Here is a 14,941-nt window from a genome sequence, read left to right on the forward strand (position 1 = left end):
TTCTTTATTGTGCGGTGTATCCTCCGTCTGCGGTGATGGCGCTTCCGGTCATATAGCTTGATAAATCTGAGGCTAAAAACAGCATCACGTTTGCAATTTCTTCGGGTTTCCCGAGCCTCAGCAGCGGATTTACCTTTGCCTTTTCTTTTTTGATCTCTTCAAGTGTGCCTTCATTATTTTCAAGGAATGATTTTTCATTTAGCGGTGTGTCGATAATTCCCGGGCATACGCAGTTGACACGAATTTGATGTTTCGCATAATCAACGGCCATTGACCGCGTCAGCTGCAAAACGCCTCCTTTGCTGGCGTTATAAGCAGGAATATCAGGCCATGCCACGAGTCCGCCGACTGAGCACGTATTAATGATGTTGCCCTTGCCGGCAGCGAGCATATGCTTGAGTGCGTGCTTGCTCATTAAAAACATGCCGGTCAAATTGACTTGCAGCACCTTGTTCCAATCGCTGAGCTCCATCTCGTGAATGGGAGCCACGATTTCAATGCCCGCATTATTAATCAATACATCCAGCCCTCCAAATGTATCGACCGCCGATTGAACAGCGTGCTGACAGGCAGCTTCGTCTGTGATGTCTGTTTGCACAAAGTGCAGCCTGTCATTATTTTCTTTCCGGATCATTGCTTCTCCCTGCGCCTCGTCAATATCCGCCACAACCACGTTGGCCTGCTGGTTCAAAAAAGCTTGAACCGCCGCATAACCAATTCCTGATGCGCCTCCTGTTATGAGGACAGTTTTATCGATAAGGTTCATGATCACTCATCCGCCTTTATTTTTTTTGCTTTTGCTCTGTTGTAGCGCGGCGGGAAGAAGATGTTAATTGATTTTGATTCTTTTTCGGAACGGTTGATGGCGCCGTGATCCTCCCGAGGCTCGCAGAAATAGGCTGTTCCGAATTTCATTTCCACCGTGCAGCCTTCGACCGTCATGTCGTAACCTCCGCCGATGCAGATGCCGATTTGTTCATTCCGATGTTTATGGAAAGGCATCTCTCCGCCGTTTCCAGGGATTTTGGCCAGCATGATTTCCACCCAGTCCTCAACAAAGAACGTGACTTCCATGCCAGGCAATAGGTCTCTTGTTTTAAAAATATTCAAAAAATAGTCCTCAGGACTTGTATATGTTTCATCAGCTTTCAGCCGCTTGATATCGATCGCAATGACTTCTTGGTCTGTATCGTTTCTTGCCCCGTGAGGCACATGAGGCGGCGCAATATAGGCAGATTCCAAGGCCGTCATTTTTCTCGTCACATCTCCGACAGTCATCATCAGCTCGCCAGAAATGACCATGCCGATTTGGACTTCTTTATGCTGATGGGGCTCAACGTTGGTATGCGGCGGAACGTAAGACATTAATACCTCAGTGTCGCCGCGCACGGTTGAATACTGTCTCACTCCATTTTCCCATTCTATTAATTTCGGTGTCGGGAAATAAAGCTCCTGCATATCTTCTTTAGTTTTCATCATCAACGTCTCCTTTTCCGAATAATGACCAGCTCATAGGAATGCTTTTAAATGTTTTCACAAATGTAAGCCCGTACTTTTGCCGTGCAAGTTCATTGGTTAAGGCAATGTCATATAAGCCTTCTTTTACTTTTCTTGCAGCTTGACTGGTCGAATTGACCAGTTTGAAACGTACATCTTTGCGGGTAAAATATTTGATTAAATTAATGGGTGAAGGATGTGAAACGATAACAGATGAATCAAGCATATCGTCGCTGAATTCAAAATCAGGACGAACAGCCAGGCCGTACATCGGTGTATCGCACCTGAAGATCTGCAAAAGCTGCAAATCCGGCCTCATGTAGAAATGCTTAATGCCGTCATAAGCGTGTGGGACGATGGTATATTCCAGCGGGCTTTGAAGCGTCCTTTCGATACATGATTCAAAAGTATCATGCAAGGACAATTTACTGTTCAGCCCCTGAAGAAGAGTAAAATTGGAAATGAAATGTTTTGCTGCGTACTCACTGCTTGTCCCCTCAGGGCCGAGCGTGTTGACTGTAATGAGTTTGGATATTGAATCAGTTCTTTTTTTTGTCTGAATGCTATTATCCAATATAATCATGAGCACCAACCAATCTTTTAAATTTTAAGTAAATTTTATCCAGCGACAATTGAACTGTCAACATTTTTTGAAAATATTGATAATTATTCCTATACAAACAAAAAAAACCCTCAAGGAAGGGTTTTTTATTATAGGAATTTAGAAACTTTGTTTATTGGGATAAGGAATGATCAGCTTTCTGCTCATACTTGCCGTACTTTTTATATGCGAATACACTGAGCACAAATCCGAGCACTGTGATGGCGGCGCAAATCAATCCGACGGCTGCATACCCGTACCCTACATATACAGGCCCCATCAAAGCAGATCCTAATGTCACAGCCAGATTCGAGGCGAGGCTGTAAAACACCATGATTTTCCCACGATGATGCTCTGAGCAGTCACTCAAAATGGTGCTAAGCAGTGTCACCGTCAAGCTTTGCATTAATCCCCAAATAAACAGGCTGACAATTAATAGAATCATTGAAGCCGGCGCATAGGCTAAACATGCCAGCAGCACGCTGATGACCCCCAGTGCAATCAAAAGGGAGCGCATTTTTCCGATGCGGTCGGCAATCTTTCCTGTAATGACACTCATGGAAAATCCGATGCCATAAATCATGATAAATAAGCCCGCAGCTGTATTTCCTCCGGTAAAAACGTCCTGAAGATAGGAGCCTAAAAATGAATACATACCGTAAAAACCAATCATATTACAAAAGGTTATCGTGATATAAACGGGTACGCGCGGGACTTTCAGCGCATCCCGGAATGTTCCAGCCGGCTCTTCTTTTTCTTCCTTGCCGCTGTTTTTATGTTCGGCATGACGACGCATTTCAAACAGGATCAGCAGAACAACCAAAACGCCCATAAAGGCGAAGATCCAAAATGTCCATCTCCAATGCAGGACGCCGCCGATAAATGATCCGATCGGCACACCGAAGATCAGTGCCAGCGACCAGCTTGAAACAATCAGTCCCATCACCTTACCCCGGTATGTATAAGGAACACGGTCTCCTACAACTGCATAAGCGGTCGGCACAAACGCTCCCGCAGCCAACCCCGACAGCGCACGGCCTAAAAAGAAGAAAAAGATATTTTGAGCCAAAGCGCATATCACTGTTCCTATGATAAAGATCATAAGCCCCGCCATTAAACTTAGTTCTCTGGAGTATTTATCACCTAAAGGAACCAGTAGCGGCGCACCGATAAAAATCATAACGCCGTAAATACTGATAGATAACGCAAGGACACTGACATCTGAATTGAAGGCTTTTGCCAAATCCGGCAGCAGCGGTGAGATGACAAGTTCTTCAGATCCGGCAGCAAATACCCCCATCGTTAAAGCCAGTGCTAACAATAGCGGAAAATGATGTTTTGTTTTGATGTCATTGTTTTGTTTGCTGTTCATTCTTTATCAAACACCTCTTCCATAATCTTCTTATCATAAAGTTGAATTATAGTTTAGCATTGTTTTTTCACAATTCACAATACGAACGAAATCTTTATCATTTTTATTATTTTCATTTAAATATCAATATAGATTTATATATTTCATTTTAAAAAACTGTTTTCTTGTCAGACGCAACACGTAAAAAAGCTCTCCAGTTTTCCGGAGAGCTTTTTTATTGGACCTCTGCATGCTCTTTTTCAATCGGTTCATGATTTATGCGTTTTTTGATGCTCAGATGGTAGTACGCATAGCAAAAAATAATGATCGGCACGCCGCAGTACAAGCCGATTCTTTGATCCGGAATGAAAATGAGGCTAATCAACACGCATCCGTATAAACAAAATCCGAGAATCGGGACTAGCGGATAAAGCGGCGTTCTGAACTCCAGGTCATTCACATTTCCGCCTTCAGCGAGGAAACGTCTGCGAAAGAAAAATTGCGACGCACAAATGGACATCCATGCGACAACTGTCACCATACCGGAGATTGAGATACACCATAAATACACCGTTTCTGCAGCCATGACACTTGTCAGCAGCGAACATCCGGAAATGCCAAGTGTAATCAGCAAGGCATTCATCGGCACGCCTTTTTTTGTCAGCCTGGTAAGAAAGGAAGGGCCCATTTTATTTGATGAAAGTGACCACATCATGCGCGACGCCGCATACAATCCTGAATTGGCAACAGACAAAATCGCCGTTAAGATAACAAAGTTCATAATATCAGCTGCAAATGGGATGCCGATTTGATCGAGCACCACTACAAACGGGCTTTCAATAACCCCCGCCGTTTTGTAGGGAAGAATGGCAACCAGGACGAACATCGCGAGCACAAAGAAAAACAGTGTGCGCCAAATGACATTTCGAATGGACTTTGGCAGTGTTTTTTCCGGATTTTCACTTTCCCCTGCCGCAATGCCGACAAGCTCCGTCCCCTGAAAGGAGAAATTCACCATGACCAGCGTAAACATAACGGCCAGCACCCCATTAGGGAAAAGCCCTCTATCAGTCATAAAGTTAGACAAAAATGGCGTTTCCTGTCCGCCTTTAAAGTCAATCAAGCCAAACACAGCGGCTCCGCCGATCACGATAAATAATACGATCGCTGCCACTTTGATGCTTGAAAACCAAAACTCCATTTCGGCAAAGCTTCTGACAGACAGCGCATTAATCATAAAGATGACGATGCCAAACAAAAGACACCATATCCAAATAGGAACGGAGGGCAGCCACCTTTGCATCAAAATGCCTGCTGACGTCAGCTCCAAGCCTACTGTATTCGCCCAGCTGAACCAATACAGCCACCCGATCATAAAGCCTGTCGACGGTCCCAGAAATTTAGTGGCGTAGGCCTGAAACGATCCGGCCACAGGCATGGCAACAGCCAGTTCTCCTAAACAAAGCATGACAAGATACATTAAAAATCCGCCGATGATATACGCGGCAATGGCACCGAGCGGTCCCGCCTGGCTGATGGTAAAGCCGGAGCCTAAAAACAGCCCGGTTCCAATCACCCCTCCTAATGCAATCATAAACAAATGCCTGCTTTTCATGCTGCGCTGCAATTCATTATGATGATCCTGCATCATCCTTCCCCCTTTGGTTCTTTTGCCGTGATGGTCATCCGGTAGCTCTGCAAAAGATGAACAGTGGTCTGCTGTATGAGGTGAGGCAAAACGTGAAATGTGTACGGTTTATAGACTCGTTCCGTCCACTTATGGCCGTCTTTTCCGTAGACGCCCATGTTAATGGATGGAATATTCAGCTTGCGTATGTCTTTGAACGGAATGGTTCCAATCATATTCCACCCAGGGAAGTTTCTGATAAAGGAATCAATTTCGCCATCGGTTTCGTGCAGCGATAAGAAACTGCCGTCTGCCAAGTAGGGGAAAAACTTTTTGAAGACAAATGTTTCGCCTGTCGATTCAGCGGTTTTGTCAGCCGCTTCTTTAATCACATGCTCCAAAAGCTGATCTCTTGTGCTATCTTCTTTTAAATAGTTATGCGGCAGGTAAGGAGGTGCGTAAAATAGAATGACTTTTGCGCCTTGATCGGGGTCAAGCTTTTGAAGCTCTTCGATTGCCTGAAAGCATCTCATACGAAGTTCGAGGTGCTCATTGGCTTTGAATGCCTGCTCGATACACTGCTCGGGATCTACGCCGCGGCTTCTCAGCTTTTCTAAGTATTGCTCCAGACTGTACACTTGAATGTCCCATGTTAAGTGTTTCTTCGGCAGATTGGTTCTCTTTACATATTCTTCATAATAATCTGATAATTTTTGTTCTGTGTCCCGGCATGCTTCCTCAGTAACTTCGATAAGCAAATCCATAATTTCCTTTGCTGTTCTTTCATAAATAAAATAATTGAAATACAAGCAGCTGCTGACAGCCGTTTGCACATTATAGGATTCCTTATTATCGCGCTGATACAAACAGGATGGGGGCAGTACCAACTCTCCTTCGATCTTTTCTGCCAGCTGAATGTTATTGTGGAGACGGCGTGTGATTTCTGATGAAATCAAATTTGGATCAATGCCTGCCAGCGTATCGCCAACATGTACTTCTCGCCCGTAGATGTAAAAGCAAGGCAGCAGTTTCCCCGCGGCTCCGGTGTAGATATACCTTGTCTTATCACCATCGTAAAGCGGCGTAATAAAATCCGTATTAATGGCAGCCAGATAATGAAGCTGTTTTTCTTTTTTTAGCCGGTTCAGCTCTGAAATGCTGGCGAGAACGCCGGAATGCTGACTCTCCTCATCCGGATTTGCCATAAACAATAGGTTTCCCGACAGTGTATGGAGGTTCTCTGAAAAATGCAGAAGGTTGGCTAAATGAACAGCGATGCCGCTTTGCATATCGACAGATCCTCTTCCAAACATCCACTCACCTGATTCGGCATCCCGCTGAACATCTTGATCGAATTCATAACGGCTGAAGTACTCGGCCAATTTCTCGCAATCAAAAGCAATATCCTTTAAAGGGCCGAAATCTTCTATTCCGACTGTATCCAGATGGGCATGGTAAATGACAGTATTTCGGCTTTCTCCATGTCCTTCAATAAATGCAAAAATATTTTTACGATTGTATGGGTCGTTAGGAATAGCCTGTTCCCACACATGTTCAGGATTTTCCTGAAAATAAGGATAGCTCATGATCACTTCTTTGATAAAATTTGCCTTTGTCCCCTCTCCGACAGTGCCGTTCACACTGCTGAGACTGACCAGAGACGTTGTCAGCGCCTCCACTCTTTCAGCCGGCTTCATGTGACTGATTTTTGTATATAGCATAAATTGTCCTCCTGATCAAAAGTTGAAATCGTGCGATCCGCTCAAGAATCGCACGATTTTATTTCTCTCAAATCAAAAAGCTTCTGACGTTGTTTTGGCCTGCATGTGAAGAATTAAATAATCCGGGCCGCCTGCTTTTGAGTCTGTTCCAGACATATTAAAACCGCCGAACGGCTGATAGCCGACAATCGCCCCGGTACAGCCTCTGTTGAAGTATAGGTTTCCGACATGGAAATCCTCACGCGCCCGTTCAATGTGTGCGCGATTTTTCGTCAGCAGAGCGCCTGTTAATCCGTATTCCGTGTTATTTGCAATCTCCAGCATATGATCGAAATCACGCGCTTTGCAGATCGCAACAACCGGGCCAAAAATTTCTTCTTGCATCAGGCGCGCGTTTTCATCAACATCTGCAAAGATCGTCGGCTGAATAAAGTAGCCTTTTGAATCATTGCCTTCACCGCCGGTCAACAGCTTGCCTTCAGATTTGCCGATTTCAATATATGACATGACTTTATTGTAGGACGCTTCATGGATCACGGGACCCATATACGTATCAGGATCTTCCGGATTGCCTACAGCCAGCGTTTTCGTCAGCGCTACAGCTTTTTCCACCACTTCATCATAAACATCCTGATGGATGACCGCGCGGGAGCCTGCTGAACACTTCTGTCCTGAATATCCGAATGCTGAATACACGATAGAAGAGGCAGCAAGGTCAAGATCAGCGTCCTTGTCGACAAGCACCGTGTCTTTTCCGCCCATCTCAGCAATCACCCGCTTCAGCCATTTTTGGCCAGGCTGCACTTTGGCGGCACGCTCATAAATCCGGCAGCCGACTGCACGGGAACCTGTAAATGAGACAAACCGCGTTTTCGGATGCTCCACTAAGAAATCACCGATCTCCGCTCCATCTCCCGGGATGTAATTCAGAACGCCGTTTGGCAAGCCCGCTTCCTCCATGACCTCGACAAATTTTGCAGCTACTACTGGGGCTGCGTCAGCCGGTTTTAAGAGAATCGTATTCCCTGTCACAATTGCAGCCGCCGCTGTACCTGCCATAATCGCAAGCGGGAAATTAAATGGAGAAATGACGATGCCGACGCCAAGCGCTTCGTAATGGTATTGATTGAACTCGCCTGCACGGCTCTTCACCGGAGACCCTTCCTTGAGGCTTAACATTTGCCGCGCGTAGAACTCTAAAAAGTCTATCGCTTCAGCCGTATCCGCATCAGCTTCCTTCCACGGTTTTCCTGCTTCCTTTACAAGATAGCTTGAAAATTCATGCTTTCTTTTGCGCAAAATAGCCGCTGCTTTAAAGAGGATATTCGCGCGGTGCTCCGGTCTTTGTTTTTTCCAAGATTCAAATGCCTGCAGTGCAGCTTGCATCGCTTTTTCAGCAAGCTCTTGATCCGCTGTAGACGCGTACCCAATGATCTCTTCTTTATTTGCCGGATTAATGGAAACAATTTTGCGGTCCGTTTCTATTTTTTCTCCATTTATGACAAGCGGATAATGCTTGCCGAGCTGAGTGTTTACAAATGCCAATGACTCTTGAAATGATGTTTTATTCTTTGCTTCCGTAAAATCAGTAAATGGTTCGTGTGCGTATGAAACTGTCATATGTAGTCCCCCTCATGTCATGAAATATGTTTTCGTATGAATAAAAATCCAAGAACCATGCCATTTTTTTGTCTTTTGCTGAAAAAACTTGTTGAATCAAACGGAAATTTGTCTATTAGCCGACACCTTTCTCTTTCTCCGACCATGAAACGCAAATTTTATTTGCAGGTCTCACTCTTCCTGCAAAGGATAAACGCAAAATTTCTTTGCATCAGAAGAGGATATCTCCCCTTCCGAATTTATACCCACCCGCGGAATCGCGATGCCTCTGCCGATTTTCTGATGCCTGTCATGTAAGCCGCCAAGCGCATATCGACTTTATGTGTTGCCGCTGTCTGATAAATTGTTTCGAACGAATTGACCATGACGTTTCTCAGTTTTTCTGCGACCTCTTCTTCTGGCCAATAATATCCTTGGTTGTTTTGCACCCATTCAAAATAAGAAACCGTGACGCCGCCGGCACTCGCCAGGATATCAGGCACGAGGAGCACGCCTCTTTCATTCAGGATCTTCGTGGCATCAATGGTTGTCGGACCATTTGCCGCTTCGACGACGATTGACGCCTGAATGTTATGTGCGTTTTTGGCTGTGATTTGATTGGCGATTGCCGCAGGCACTAAGATATCGCAATCCTTTTCAAGCAGTTCCTCATTTGTGATGACGTCTGTAAATAAGTTGGTGACCATGCCGAAGCTGTCCCGCTTATCGAGCAAATAAGGGATATCAAGACCATCTGGGTTGTAGAGACCGCCATGGGCATCCGAGATCCCGATCACCTTCGCGCCCGCATCATGCATGAATTTGGCCAGAAAGCTTCCCGCATTTCCAAAGCCCTGTATGATGATCCGCGCGTTTTGCAGCTTAATCCCTTTTTTCTTCACCGCCTCTTCAATACAAATCGTGACCCCCTGTGCCGTTGCTGTTTCCCGGCCTTGCGATCCGCCTAAAACGAGCGGTTTTCCTGTGATAAAGCCCGGAGAATCGAATTCCCGCAGCCGGCTGTACTCATCCATCATCCACGCCATAATTTGCGAGTTGGTGTACACATCGGGAGCCGGAATATCCTTTGTCGGGCCGACGATCTGGCTGATGGCACGGACATATCCTCTGCTCAGCCTTTCCAATTCTCCAAAAGACATTGTCCGCGGATCACAAATAATACCGCCCTTTCCGCCGCCGTAAGGAAGATTAGCAATCCCGCACTTGAGCGTCATCCATATGGATAATGCCTTGACTTCCTCTTCATTGACTTCAGGATGGAAACGCACGCCTCCCTTTGTCGGACCGACCGCATCATTGTGCTGCGACCGGTAGCCTGTGAACACTTTGACGCTGCCGTTATCCATTTTTACCGGGATGCGGACAGTGAGCATTCTCTGCGGCTCTTTCATAAGTTCATACATATCGCCCGGATAGCCCAGCTTTCGAAGGGCTTCCTTAATGATCGTTTGGGTAGACAGAAATAAATTAAGAGCTTCTTTTTCCTTATCTTTCGAGACTTGCTTTGCTGACATCTTTTTTCACCTCATTGTTTTTTGACCAGCCAGAAATGTAAGCGCTTTAAAAATTCAACCGGCCAATTCCTTTCTACATTGGATTCACCCTTATTATCATGCAAGATCCGTACCAGTTTTTTTAATCAACAAAAAAAAGAGACTGAAAACATCTCAGTCTCTGATCACATCTATTTATTAACGAGGGTCAATCACCAGCTGCGTTTCAGCATTAAAACTGCCGATTCCCAAACCGTTTACAACATCGCCTTTAATTGTATAAGTGCCTGCGCGCGGAAGGGTTTTACGCACCATGACGAGGTCAAATTCAGTTGCGCCTAACAAATCAAGCGTAAGCGGGAGTCTGACTGTTTTTCCATCGTTTAATATCTGTGTTTCTTTCAGTGTTCTTCCATTCACTGAATCTCTTGTCGTTGCATGAAACCCGTCAGGAAAACGAAATTCTACCGCTCCGAGAGAAAGCACCGCATTTGGTTTATATGTTACCTCAATATCAGAAGTGGTCCACTCTTTTGTGCTGTTGATCGTTTTAGCCTCAATTGATGCAGACTGCGCATGAGCTTGGCCTGAAGGAAGCAAGATTGATAGTAAGACAGCTGAACTGATGAATAATGAAGATACAAATGAAGTTCTTTTTAACATGACATTTCCCCCTCAATTAGTTGTCGGAATTGGCCAGAGCGTCCTCTGCAGAAAAAGTGTTTTGCCATAATTCGCGAATTATCTTACTTTTTCTTAAAAATTAATCTATCATCATTTTCCATGGAAGTAAATGCTTTTTTAGGAATATTAACACTTAGGATTCTTTGAGAATTTCATCCTGGATATACAAGGTTCGAATGGACGATTTACTCTCTTTTTCTAGTCACATCCACCTGTTGATTTCTACCTTTTATCCTATTTTGAAAAAAGGACAAAAAAAAGGCGAAGATACCTCCGCTCTTCGATTGATCACGTTCCTATCTTTATCTAAATTCGGTATTCCAGTTAAAACCGATCGTCTCATCATTCCACGGAATTCTTTTTTCATCAGGCTGATCCGGATTATACGACATGGTGGTGAAGTAGATAATCGTCAGCGGCGTTTCTCCCAGCACTCTGTACCCGTGAGCGACCCCTTTTGGGATCAATAACAGCATCGGGTTGTCTTCGCCCATATAATAGACGTCAGTTTCTCCTTTTGTCTTTGAGTCCTCGCGCAGATCGTAAAGGACAACCTGAGCGTGGCCGGTTGGGAAGAACCAGAGATCATCCTGCTTCTCATGATAATGAAATGCTTTAATCACACCCGGATAGCTTTTCGACCAAGAGGCCTGCCCGAAATGCTCAAGAAGGTTCTCATCATCCCGAACCAGCTCAGCAAAAAAGCCCCTGTCGTCACTATGCTTCGTCAATTTTTTCACCTTGACTCCATCAATCACGCGCACTGCTCCTCTCCTGCAAATACTCCCGTAGCGCTTCCCGCCAATGGCGAGGGCGAATACCGGCTTCTTCAATGGCCCGATGGCTCAGCACAGAGTAAGCCGGACGGGGCGTTTTGTTTCCATATTCTTCAGTCGTGACAGGCAAAATGACTGTGGCCAGTCCGCTTTCTTCCATAATGGCCTTCGCGAATTCATACCAGCTGCATATGCCTGAATTGCTGACATGATAGATGCCCGGCGGATGGCTGAACAGCTTGATAACCGCTTCTGCTAAATCCTTCGTATAGGTCGGCGAACCCATTTGATCGCTTACAACCCGCAGCTCTTGTTTCGTTTCAGCAAGCCTCAGCATGGTATGAACGAAATTGCTGCCGCCATGTCCGTACACCCACGACGTTCTGATAATCGTGCTGTCTTTTGTTGCTAATCGAATCAGTTCTTCTCCGAGCTTTTTGCTTTTGCCGTAGATGGTGTTCGGATCGAGGGGATCGTCTTCCCTGTATGGCTGGGTTCCTTTCCCGTCAAATACATAGTCCGTGCTGATATGAATATATTGAGCGCCGATGCGGGTTGCCTCCAGCGCTGTATAATAAGCGCCGATTCCGTTAATCGAGTACGCTTTATCAAGTTCTGTCTCGCATTTATCAACCGATGTAAACGCGGCCGTATTGACCACGATATCCGGCTGATAATGGCCAAACGAATGCCGTACTGAGCGCTGGTCAGCAATGTTCATCATCTTCTTTGTTAACGCAATGACCTCATACCCGGCTTGCTTCAGCTGGCGGCACAGTTCCAGGCCAAGCTGTCCTCCCGCACCAGTCACCAATACCTTTGTCAATCGGATCACCTTCTCATCGGTCATTGTCTGTATACCAGCGAATCGTACGCGCAATGCCTTCTTCAAACGGCACTTCCTGCCGCCAGCCCAGTTCGTTTTTCAGCTTTGAAGCATTGATCGCATAGCGCCGGTCATGCCCTTTTCGGTCTTCCACGTGGGCGAACAATTCCTCACAGCCCAGATGCTTCATGATGATGCTCGCCAGCTCTTTATTTGTGCGTTCATTTCCGCCGCCGATGTTATACACCTCGCCGTCGGTTCCTTTTTCTAAAATCAGCTTGATGGCGCGGCAATGGTCCTCCGCAAACAGCCAGTCTCGGATCTGGAGCCCATCGCCGTACAGCGGAACCGGTAGGCCTTGCTTCGCATGTCGGATAATCGTCGGAATCATTTTTTCGCTGTGCTGGTAGGGGCCGTAATTGTTGCTGCATCGTGTAATAATGGCTGGTAGCTTGTGGGTTTTTACGTACGATAACACGAGCAAATCAGAGCTTGCTTTGCTGGCTGAGTATGGGTTATTAGGGGAAAGCGGCGTCGTTTCAGTAAATGCGGGATCATCCGCTTCTAAATCCCCGTACACCTCATCTGTTGAAATATGAATCAGCTTCTTGGCTTTTCCCTGCAAGACCGCTTCCGCCAATCGGTATGTCCCCATGACATTCGTGGTGATAAACGGCTCCGCTTGGGAAATGCTTCTGTCCACATGCGATTCCGCAGCAAAATGAATCACACCGTCATAGGTCTCATCAAACGCCCGGTCGATATCCTCCTGAACGCTGATATCCCCTTTTACAAAGCGAAAACGGCTGTTTTCCTTTAGTTTTTCCATTTCCTCCGGGTGGCTGGCGTACGTTAGTTTATCTAAAACGGTAATGCGTGCATCCGTTTCCTTCAGCATGAGCTTTGTAAACGTGAGCCCGATGAAGCCGGCTCCGCCCGTAATTAAATATGATTTTGCCATCACTTTTCGTCCTGTCCTTTCTGTAAAGCCTGATGTACAAGCTGAGAGGCGAGATGAAGCGATTCGTGAGTTCCGGCATCGACCCACCAGCCTGATAACACATCATACGTAAGCTGGCTGTTTTCGATGTATAGATTATTCACATCGGTAATTTCCAGCTCGCCGCGCTTCGACGGTGATATTTGTTCAATATACGAAAACACCTCCGCATCATACATATAAATGCCGGTTACACAAAGGTTGGTCGGCGGATGTGCGGGCTTCTCGATAATGGAACGAATCCGCTTGTTTTTCTCATCAATCTCAGCAATCCCGAAGCGTTCCGGATCATCAACTTCTTTCAGCAGCACCTTTGCTCCTTTTCCCTGCTGTTCAAAACGCTCCGTAAAAGGCTTTAATGAATCTTCGAATATATTATCACCTAATAATAAAATGAAAGGCTCTTTTTTCGTAAAGCGTTTTGCATAAGACAGACCATCCGAAATGCCCGATGCGGCAGGCTGGACCTGATAAGTGATTGTGACGCCAAGCTCTTCCCCGTTCCCAAGCAGTTTGAAAAATTGCGGCATATGCTCTTTTTGGCTGATGAGTAAAATGTCTTTTATTCCGGCTTCCTCCAGCTTCATAATCGACCAGTAAATCATCGGATACGGGCCTACAGGAAGCAAATGCTTGTTGACGGCTTTCGTTAAGGGCATAAGGCGTGAGCCGTTTCCTCCGGCTAAAATAACACCTTTCACATTAACACTTCCTTACATGCATTTTTATACCTTTTGTTCATACAAATCTAAAAGAATAGCTGATACCCGTTTGATGCCTTTGCCATCTACGAGCAGCCTTCCTCCTTTGTGCAATGAAAGGCGAAGAGGATAGCTGCTGATGATTCGTGACATCTGATAGATAAGCGTTTCATCCGATACAAGCTCTCCCAAGCCAAGATCAAGAGCGGCGCCTAGCTCAGCGAATGTTTTGGCTGTTGCCGTTTGGTGCTCAACCTGAGAAAGGACGAGGCACGGCACGCCGATGCAAATGGCTTCGTACAGGGAGATGCCGCCGGCGACAATGGCTGCATCCGCTTGTTTCATCATACCCGCCATATCATTTGTTTGCCCGATCACCGTGTACTGCGGCTTCTTTTGAATCTGCCTTCGGACCGCCTCTTGGTGCGGTGAAGCGCTCCCCATCACAAACATCATGTTTTTGTCTTTCATGGCGGGGACTTCGTCGGCTGCAGCCAGCACTTTAAAAACAAGCTGCTTCGGATCACTTCCTCCTAATGCAACAACGATATTGCGGCATTTTTTCTTAAGTGTGTAATCATTTCTTGCGGCTCGGAAGGCGGGGTGAAGAATAAGATAATCCGGCCCTTCATAGATGCGGGTGTTTCCCTGATCGTACACCCTGCTTTTGATATCGCCGTAAATTCCGTTGATGACTGCGTCACTTTGATGAATCGCTTTGGCGTTTTTCTCTTCAAAAAGTACAATTTTTGCATCTGTTTCCGCCTTTATTTTCTTTAACAGCTCAACAGGTGCGCCGAGAATATCAAACAAAACCAGATCAAGTTTCTTGCTTTTTATTTCCCGGAGAATAAATTCGTGCTGCTGCAGCTCCGGCTTTACGATGACATGCCAATGCTCTTCATGAAGAAATGGTTCAGACTCCTGATTCGTATAAAACGTAATCAAGCAGCACTGTTTGAGTTCATCCGCAAGTCTCTTCATCCGGACAACATGGCCCATTCCCTTTTCATAACCCCCGTCTGCGACAATCCCAATATGCAT

Annotated in this window: 14 protein-coding genes; all 14 read right to left on the bottom strand. The window is 45.8% G+C overall.

The features are described 5' to 3' along the window. Nucleotides 1-4: 4 nt before the first annotated feature. Complete coding sequence (gene bacC / locus AC0DBE_RS11900) at nt 5-766, bottom strand: dihydroanticapsin 7-dehydrogenase (RefSeq protein WP_072565444.1); 762 nt, start codon at nt 764-766, stop codon at nt 5-7. Nucleotides 767-768: 2 nt separating this feature from the next. Further along, nucleotides 769-1,476, bottom strand: coding sequence for a 3-((4R)-4-hydroxycyclohexa-1,5-dien-1-yl)-2-oxopropanoate isomerase (gene bacB / locus AC0DBE_RS11905; RefSeq protein ID WP_003222084.1), 708 nt, complete (start codon nt 1,474-1,476; stop codon nt 769-771). After that, a complete protein-coding gene (gene bacA / locus AC0DBE_RS11910) occupies nt 1,466-2,080 on the bottom strand; it encodes a prephenate decarboxylase (protein WP_072182885.1) in 615 nt (204 codons plus the stop codon). The genes bacB and bacA overlap by 11 nt, the downstream gene beginning before the upstream one ends. A gap of 151 nt (nt 2,081-2,231) precedes the next feature. Then, nucleotides 2,232-3,470: an MFS transporter gene (locus tag AC0DBE_RS11915; protein ID WP_090556963.1), complete on the bottom strand. Its 1,239-nt coding sequence runs from the start codon at nt 3,468-3,470 to the stop codon at nt 2,232-2,234. A gap of 214 nt (nt 3,471-3,684) precedes the next feature. Continuing rightward, a complete protein-coding gene (locus tag AC0DBE_RS11920) occupies nt 3,685-5,097 on the bottom strand; it encodes an amino acid permease (protein ID WP_372402811.1) in 1,413 nt (470 codons plus the stop codon). Then, nucleotides 5,097-6,797, bottom strand: coding sequence for a M20 family metallopeptidase (locus tag AC0DBE_RS11925; RefSeq protein ID WP_472962261.1), 1,701 nt, complete (start codon nt 6,795-6,797; stop codon nt 5,097-5,099). Before AC0DBE_RS11925 ends, AC0DBE_RS11920 begins: the two co-directional genes overlap by 1 nt. Before the next feature lie 72 nt (nt 6,798-6,869). Next, nucleotides 6,870-8,417 (bottom strand): L-glutamate gamma-semialdehyde dehydrogenase, encoded by a 1,548-nt coding sequence (gene pruA, locus AC0DBE_RS11930; RefSeq protein WP_472962263.1) that lies wholly within the window; start codon nt 8,415-8,417, stop codon nt 6,870-6,872. Between the two features lie 239 nt (nt 8,418-8,656). After that, the gene (gene rocG / locus AC0DBE_RS11935) at nt 8,657-9,931 is read right to left on the bottom strand and encodes a glutamate dehydrogenase (protein ID WP_014115588.1); all 1,275 of its coding nucleotides are present in this window, start codon (nt 9,929-9,931) and stop codon (nt 8,657-8,659) included. A gap of 177 nt (nt 9,932-10,108) precedes the next feature. After that, nucleotides 10,109-10,573, bottom strand: a complete 465-nt coding sequence (gene bslB / locus AC0DBE_RS11940; protein ID WP_061186532.1) for a biofilm surface layer hydrophobin BslB — start codon at nt 10,571-10,573, stop codon at nt 10,109-10,111. Nucleotides 10,574-10,896: 323 nt separating this feature from the next. After that, nucleotides 10,897-11,352: a dTDP-4-dehydrorhamnose 3,5-epimerase family protein gene (locus tag AC0DBE_RS11945; protein WP_003222100.1), complete on the bottom strand. Its 456-nt coding sequence runs from the start codon at nt 11,350-11,352 to the stop codon at nt 10,897-10,899. After that, nucleotides 11,345-12,196, bottom strand: coding sequence for a dTDP-4-dehydrorhamnose reductase (gene rfbD, locus AC0DBE_RS11950; protein WP_041521097.1), 852 nt, complete (start codon nt 12,194-12,196; stop codon nt 11,345-11,347). Before rfbD ends, AC0DBE_RS11945 begins: the two co-directional genes overlap by 8 nt. A gap of 13 nt (nt 12,197-12,209) precedes the next feature. After that, nucleotides 12,210-13,157: a dTDP-glucose 4,6-dehydratase gene (rfbB, locus tag AC0DBE_RS11955; protein ID WP_041906295.1), complete on the bottom strand. Its 948-nt coding sequence runs from the start codon at nt 13,155-13,157 to the stop codon at nt 12,210-12,212. Beyond that, on the bottom strand, nt 13,157-13,897 hold the full coding sequence (locus AC0DBE_RS11960) for a sugar phosphate nucleotidyltransferase (RefSeq protein ID WP_014115590.1): 741 nt from the start codon (nt 13,895-13,897) through the stop codon (nt 13,157-13,159). Before AC0DBE_RS11960 ends, rfbB begins: the two co-directional genes overlap by 1 nt. Before the next feature lie 24 nt (nt 13,898-13,921). After that, complete coding sequence (locus tag AC0DBE_RS11965; RefSeq protein WP_472962266.1) at nt 13,922-14,941, bottom strand: PseG/SpsG family protein; 1,020 nt, start codon at nt 14,939-14,941, stop codon at nt 13,922-13,924.

It is taken from the genome of Bacillus sp. VA15 (assembly GCF_055721145.1).